Annotated in this window: 1 protein-coding gene and 1 pseudogene; both read left to right on the plus strand. The window is 55.7% G+C overall.

The window, feature by feature from the left end; all coding sequences use genetic code 11:
* The first annotated feature begins 578 nt into the window (after positions 1-578).
* Positions 579-971: an IS630 transposase-related protein gene (locus GSQ76_RS32865; protein WP_408837190.1), complete on the plus strand. Its 393-nt coding sequence runs from the start codon at positions 579-581 to the stop codon at positions 969-971.
* 73 nt (positions 972-1,044) lie between these two features.
* A pseudogene (locus tag GSQ76_RS32870) lies at positions 1,045-1,507 on the plus strand (IS630 family transposase).
* The last annotated feature ends 267 nt before the right edge of the window (positions 1,508-1,774 follow it).

Raw genomic sequence — 1,774 nt, forward strand, 5'->3', positions numbered from 1 at the left:
CAAATCAGAAGACGTCGCTCACTTATTTCCTGACGGAGCCTTAGATCATTTCGCAAGTACCTGTCGAAGCGGGCTGTCACGCCTGGAAGACGCCGCCGGAAATCTTCGAACTAAATCCGCTTTGCCTCGTCTTGGGACCAAACAGCTAGTTAACCTTCCAACGGGAGTTACTCGGGATGCGACATGCAAATGGCGCGAACTGAGTTCATGAACCCGCGTTGGTTCCGAATGGAAGAACCAGACCAGCACCTTCGCTTGAGGCGGTTTCAACGACATACAGGACGCTTATCTCTTCGCCTGGGCAGTCAAGTCAGGTTGAAGGTGGTGGTGAATATCAGCAGCGGGGGCCTCTTATCTATCGGTGCATTGGTGACCGGGATTCTGCTATCGAGTGCAGTAATCGTTCGTGTGGCTGTCGATCGCCCATCTCGGTTGAAATAATTCCGGCTCGTCGCAGGATTAGAGCGTGCTCTGGCTGACTAGAATCAAAGATTTAGCTTGCGAATCGAGTGGGAGATTTGATTCGAAGGGCTCTGGTTGGATTTTGCTGGAGAATGGTGATGCCCTGGCGGCCCGGGATGGCTTACTCACAGGATCTTCGTGACCGGGTGTTTGCCCGGTCAGAGGCCGGAGAGGCGGTTGGAGAGATCGCGGATTCCTTGTGCGTCAGCATTGCGTATGTCTCTAAGGTCCTAAGCCGCCGCAATCGGACCGGTGAGATATCAGCTCGTCCTCAGCGTTGCCATGTTCCTCCGAAGCTAGCCGGGCTCTATGGGGTGATCGAGGCCGAGGTGAGAACACGGCCGGATGCCACTTTGGCTGAGCTGTGCCACTGGGTTGAACAAACGCATCATGTCACTGCCAGCAGCTCTCTCATGCACGGCACGCTGCGCAAACTCGGCTTGACGCAAAAAAAATACGCTCCACGCTGCAGAACAAGAGCGTCCCGATGTTGCGCTCGCTTGGACTGAATGGCGTCAGAGCCAGTCCAATCTGACGTCAGGGCGATTGATCTTTCTCGACGAGACTTCGGTCAAGACCGACATGGCTCGGACCCATGGAAGGGCGCTCCGGGGCGAGCGTCTCATTGCCGCCGTGCCGCAGGGACATCGCAAAACGTCGAGCTTCATCGGCTGTCTTAGTGAGGACGGCATGATCGCACCCTATGTACTCGACGGTGCCGCCAACGCCGAGTTGTTCATTGCCTATATAGAGCAGGTCCTGATTCCTGCTCTCAGACGAGGCGACACCGTCATGATGGACAACCTTCCCGTCCATAGTCCCTGCCGTTCGCAGCGCAATCGAAACGGCTGGAGCCAAACTCTTGTACTTGCCACCGTATAGCCCCGACCTCAATCCGATCGAAATGGACTTTGCTAAAATGAAGGCAGAGTTGCGCCGCGAGGCCCACCGCGCCATCGATGCACTATGGCGTGCCTTCGGCCGCATCGCCGACGCAATCACACCGACTGAATGCGCAAACTACATCCGACACTGCGGGTATTAGAGGTCAGGCTAAAAACACTCTAATATGCCGGTCGTATAGACATCCACGTTCAGGAGTGCGCATCATGTATGACGAGGATGTGCTGCCGCCTACGCGCGAGCATTCTCCCTTCGTCAGTCATAGCGTTTATTAGAGCACCTGCTACGCAACCGTACAACGTTGATAGATACCCCGTTCACCTGGCTTGAAACAGAGAATCGAACCGGCGAGCGGCTCGCGAGCGAGTTGGTCGAACGTGAGCCCCTGGCGGGCAGTAGAGATAAACAA

The sequence above is a fragment of the Acidisphaera sp. L21 genome (assembly GCF_009765685.1).
Classification (GTDB): Bacteria; Pseudomonadota; Alphaproteobacteria; order Acetobacterales; family Acetobacteraceae; genus LMUY01.

What these genes read in the sequence shown, in the direction of transcription:
- GSQ76_RS32865 (WP_408837190.1), top strand. Translation starts at nt 579, where the DNA reads ATGGCTTACTCACAGGATCTTCGTGACCGGGTGTTTGCCCGGTCAGAG.